Here is a 4,670-nt window from a genome sequence, read left to right as displayed (position 1 = left end):
GCGGCCGCCCTCGCGCCGGCCCGGCTGGCCAGGCGGGAGCGGGCCGCCCCGGCCCAGGCCGTCGCCGGCAGGGGCCCGGCGGCGGGGGCGGACGCCGCCGGTGACCCGGAGCAGGGATCACACGATCTTCGTTCGGCACGCGGTCCGCGGCCGTCACGGCCGGGCCCGTCCGGCACGGCGCAGGGGGAGTAGGCGATGTCCTGGGCCAGCCGGCTCTACCGCAACCAGTCCCATGTCGACTTCGTAGGCCGGCGCCGGATCTGGTACGCCTTCTCCGCGGTCCTGTTGGTCGTCTGTGTCGCCAGCATGCTGATCCGGGGCTTCTCCCTGGGCATCGACTTCAAGGGCGGCGCGCTGTTCCAGTTCCCGTCCGGGGGCAGGCCGGTCACCGTGGCCGAGGAGACCCTCTCCTCGGCCGGCGTCGACCCGGCGGACTCGGTCATCCAGGAGCTCGACACCTCCCACCAGCTGCGGGTGCAGACCCCGACCCTCTCCACCGAGCAGGCCAGCGCGCTGCAGAGCGCCATCGAGAAGCGTTTCGAGGTCGCCCCGACCGACATCGACATCTCGACGGTGGGCGCGTCGTGGGGGTCGACCATCACCAGCAAGGCGCTGCAGGGGCTCGCGGTCTTCCTGGTGCTGGTGATGGTCTACCTGTCGGTCCGGTTCGAGTGGAAGATGGCCGCCGCCGCCATGGCCGCACTCGTCCATGACCTTGCCGTCACGATGGGTGTCTACTCGCTGGTCGGTTTCCAGGTCACCCCGTCCACGGTCATCGCACTGCTGGCCATTCTCGGGTTCTCCCTCTACGACACGGTCGTCGTCTTCGACCGGGTCCGGGAGAACACCGCCGGCATGAGCACGGCCAGCCGGCGCACCTACGCGGAGGCCACCAACGACGCGTTGAACGAGACCCTGATGCGTTCGCTCAACACCTCGTTCATCGCGCTCGTGCCGGTCGCCTCGCTGCTGTTCGTCGGTGCCGGCCTGCTTGGCGCCGGCACCCTGGAGGATCTCGCCCTGGCCCAGTTCGTGGGTATCGCTTCGGGCGCCTACTCGTCGCTGTTCGTCGCCACCCCGCTGCTGGTCGACCTGAAGAAGAACGAGCCGGCGGTCAGGGCGCTCGACCAGCGGGTGGCCCGGGCGCGGGCGGCGGCCGCCCGGGAGTCCGCCAGGCAGCCGAGGGCCGCGGCGGCGGTCGCCGTCGGTGGTCGCGCATCCGACAGCGGGGCCGCGGCGGCCGGCCAGGGGCCGGGAAGCGGATTTCCCGATTCCGTTACCACCCCCTCGGACACGGACGATCGTGGACGTGGTGAGCCGGCCAGCGACCGTGAACCGGCCGTCGCCGGCGTCCGGCCGCCGCGGCCCGGCGCGGGCCGGCGCCCGACACCGGCCCGGCGTTCTGGCCGCAAAGGCCGTCCCAGCGGTAAAAAACGGCGGTGACGACCATCGAACCAGTCGAAACGACCATCGGACCGGCCGGCGGCACCAGCGGCCTGGCCGCTGGCGGTGCCACAGCCGCGGACGTGCTGCGGGCCCACATCCGGGATGTCGCGGACTTCCCCCAGCCCGGGGTGGTCTTCAAGGACATCACGCCGTTGCTGGGGACGCCGGCCGCCTTCACGGTGGTCATCAACGAGCTGGCCACGACCGCGGGCGGTTACGGCCCCACCGTCGTGGCGGCCATCGAGGCACGCGGCTTCCTGCTGGCGGCCCCGGTCGCCTACCGCACGGGGGTGGGTGTCGTGCCCATCCGCAAACAGGGCAAGCTGCCGGGGGAGACGGTCAGCCGCACCTACGACCTGGAGTACGGCACCGCCACCCTTGAGGTGCAGGCCGACGCCTTCCGGCCGGGTGACCGGGTGCTGCTCGTCGACGATGTGCTGGCCACGGGCGGTACGGCGGCCGCCGCGGCCGAGCTGGTCCGCGCGTCGGGCGCGGAGGTCGTCGGGCTCGCCGTGCTCATGGAACTGACCTTCCTGTCCGGGCGTGACCGGCTCGCGCCGCTCGCGATATCATCGATCATGGAAGTCTGAGGGTCGGGGCCTGTTCCTCGTCAGCTCGGCGCCCCCGGCCGCGGCGGCCCCGGCCGTGCCGCTCCTGGTTCGTGGTGATCCCGGACGCGGCGTTCCTGGCCGCGATGACCCCGGCCGTGTGACCTTTGTGTGATCCACGGGCATTGGCCGGGGTTGCGGGAGGAGGCCGGCTCACGGAAGCGTTAGCCTTCAGGGGTCCGACATGAAGCAGGAGCGGCTTGTGCCCGAGGCAGCCCCGGTGACGGCTGGAGCGTCCGAGCCTGGCGCGACGACCGTCCGGGGGTCGTCCGCGGCAGGTGAATACGCCGTGCTCGCCCGCGGGGACAGCCACCGCGGCCCGTCCGCTGGCGCGCTGTCGCCGGCGGCCGGGCCGGGACGCCCACCGCAGGCGACCTCGGCGGGACGCGCCAAGACAACCGACGGTGCGCCGCGGCCGGCTGACCCGCGGCCGGCTGACCCGCGGCCGGCCGACCCCCAGCCACCGGTTGACGTCCAGCCGGCTGGCGCCCGGCCGGCCAACGGCGTCCAGCCGGCTCCCTCGTCGCCGGCTGTTCTCCCGCCCCCGCCGGTTCCGTCCGCGGCCTCGGCTCCATCCGCCCCGCCGGCTCCGCCCGCCGTGCCGGCCTCGGCTCCGCCCACCCCGCCGGCTCCACCTGCCGTGCCGGCCTCGGCTCCGCCCGCCCGGGCTGGCGCCCCGGCCTCGCCGACGCGCCAGCCCGGGCTCCTTGTCGACTACGGTGAGTTCGGTCCCGATGACGGTTCGCCGGTGGTCCCGCGCCTCGGGCACGAGTCGCCGCCGTTGCCCCGCCGGGTCCGCGGGCGTTTCCCCAGGCTCGCGTCGCATCGGGCGACCCCGCCGTCACTGCTGGACCCGGTGCTGCGCGGCCTGCTCGCGAACCATCCGCGGGCCGACGTCGGCCCGGTCTACCAGGCCTTCGAGACCGCGGCGGGGGTGCACGCCGGCCAGGTCCGCCTCTCCGGCCATCCCTACATCACCCATCCGGTCGCGGTCGCGAGCATCCTCGCCGATCTCGGGATGGACACGCCGACCCTGTGCGCCGCGCTCCTGCACGGCACCGTCGGCCAGGCCGGCATGACGCCTGAGCGCATCCAGGACGAGTTCGGCGACCACGTCGCGCTGGTGCTCGACGCGGTGATGAAGCTGCACCGGGTGAAGGTCGGCGAGGCCGCCCAGGCCGAGACGATCCGGCGGATGGTGGTCGCGATGGCCCGCGACCCCCGGGCCCTCGTGATCAAGCTTGCCGCCCGTCTGCACAACATGCGCACGCTGCGCTTCCTGCCCGAGCACAAGCAGGAGCGCAAGGCCCGGGAGACCCTGGAGATCTACGCTCCGCTGGCCCACCGGCTCGGGATGAACTCGCTGAAGTGGGAGCTGGAGGACCTCGCCTTCGCGACGCTCTACCCGAAGCGCTACGACGAGATCGTCCGGCTGGTGGCCGACCGTGCGCCGAGCCGGGACACCTACATCACCGCGGTGGTGACGCAGGTGCAGGCGCACCTGGCCGAGGCGAAGATCAGGGCCGTCGTCACCGGCCGGCCCAAGCACTACTACTCGATCTACCAGAAGATGGTGGTCCGCGGCCGGTCCTTCGACGACATCCACGACCTGGTCGGTATCCGGGTGCTGGTCGACTCCCTGCGGGACTGCTACGCCTCCCTGGGCACCATCCACGCGAACTGGAAGCCGATCCCGGGCCGGTTCAAGGACTACATCGCGATGCCCAAGTTCAACATGTACCAGTCGCTGCACACGACGGTGATCGGCCCCGAGGGCAAGCCCGTCGAACTGCAGATCCGCACGCACGCGATGCACAACCGGGCCGAGTACGGGATCGCGGCGCACTGGAAGTACAAGGAGGACGGCGTCGGCGCCCGGCCCTCCGGGGAGAGCAGGGCGGGTGCTCTCGGGCTCGCCGACGGCGGCTCCCGGGGCGGCGGCCGTTCCCGGCGCGCCTCCGCGGGGGGTGACCAGACCGCCTGGCTGCGCCAGATCCTCGACTGGCAGCGGGAGAGCGCCGGACCCGGCGAGTTCCTCGACAGCCTGCGGTTCGACCTGCACACCGACGAGGTCTTCGTGTTCACCCCCAAGGGGGACGTGATCGCGCTGCCGGAGGGGGCGACCCCGGTCGACTTCGCCTACGCCGTCCACACCGACGTGGGCAACCAGTGCGTGGGCGCGCGGGTCAACGGCCGGCTCGTCGCGCTGGACACCCCGCTGGACAACGGGGACACCGTCGAGATCTTCACCTCCCGGGCGCACTCGGCGGGCCCGAGCGAGGACTGGCTGACCTTCGTCCGTTCCTCCCGGGCCCGTACGAAGATCCGTCAGTGGCACGCGCGGGAGCGGCGGGAGGACGCCATCGTCGCCGGCCGGGACGCGATCGCCCGGATGATGCGCCGCCACGGCCTGCCGCTGACCCGCCTGATGAGCGGCGACACGCTGCCCAGCCTGGCCAGGGACCTGCGCTACCAGGACGTCTCCGCGCTGTACGCCGCGATCGGTGAGAAGACCATCAGCGCCCAGCACGTGGTGGGCCGCCTGCTGGCCGCGCTGGGCGGGCCGGAGGGCGCGGCCGAGGACGTCGCCGAGACCGCGCTGCCCACCCGCGCCCT

General features: G+C 73.1%; 3 protein-coding genes and 1 pseudogene. All 4 read left to right on the top strand.

The window, feature by feature from the left end; genetic code table 11:
• Positions 1–192: pseudogene (locus NBX02_RS12710) on the top strand (hypothetical protein); the annotation flags it as partial.
• A gap of 3 nt (positions 193–195) precedes the next feature.
• Positions 196–1,443 carry a protein translocase subunit SecF gene (secF, locus tag NBX02_RS12705; RefSeq protein ID WP_250284385.1) on the top strand — a complete coding sequence of 416 codons (1,248 nt, stop codon included), beginning with the start codon at positions 196–198 and terminating at the stop codon, positions 1,441–1,443.
• Between the two features lie 26 nt (positions 1,444–1,469).
• Positions 1,470–2,036: an adenine phosphoribosyltransferase gene (locus NBX02_RS12700; RefSeq protein ID WP_250284391.1), complete on the top strand. Its 567-nt coding sequence runs from the start codon at positions 1,470–1,472 to the stop codon at positions 2,034–2,036.
• An 874-nt stretch (positions 2,037–2,910) separates the two neighbouring features.
• A partial coding sequence (locus tag NBX02_RS12695; protein WP_445548401.1) for a RelA/SpoT family protein occupies positions 2,911–4,670 on the top strand: 1,760 nt, incomplete at its 3' end.

This window comes from Protofrankia sp. CiP1_Cm_nod1 (assembly GCF_920888515.1).
Taxonomy (GTDB): Bacteria; Actinomycetota; Actinomycetes; order Frankiales; family Frankiaceae; genus Protofrankia.
This window is presented reverse-complemented; position numbering and strand designations above follow the sequence as displayed.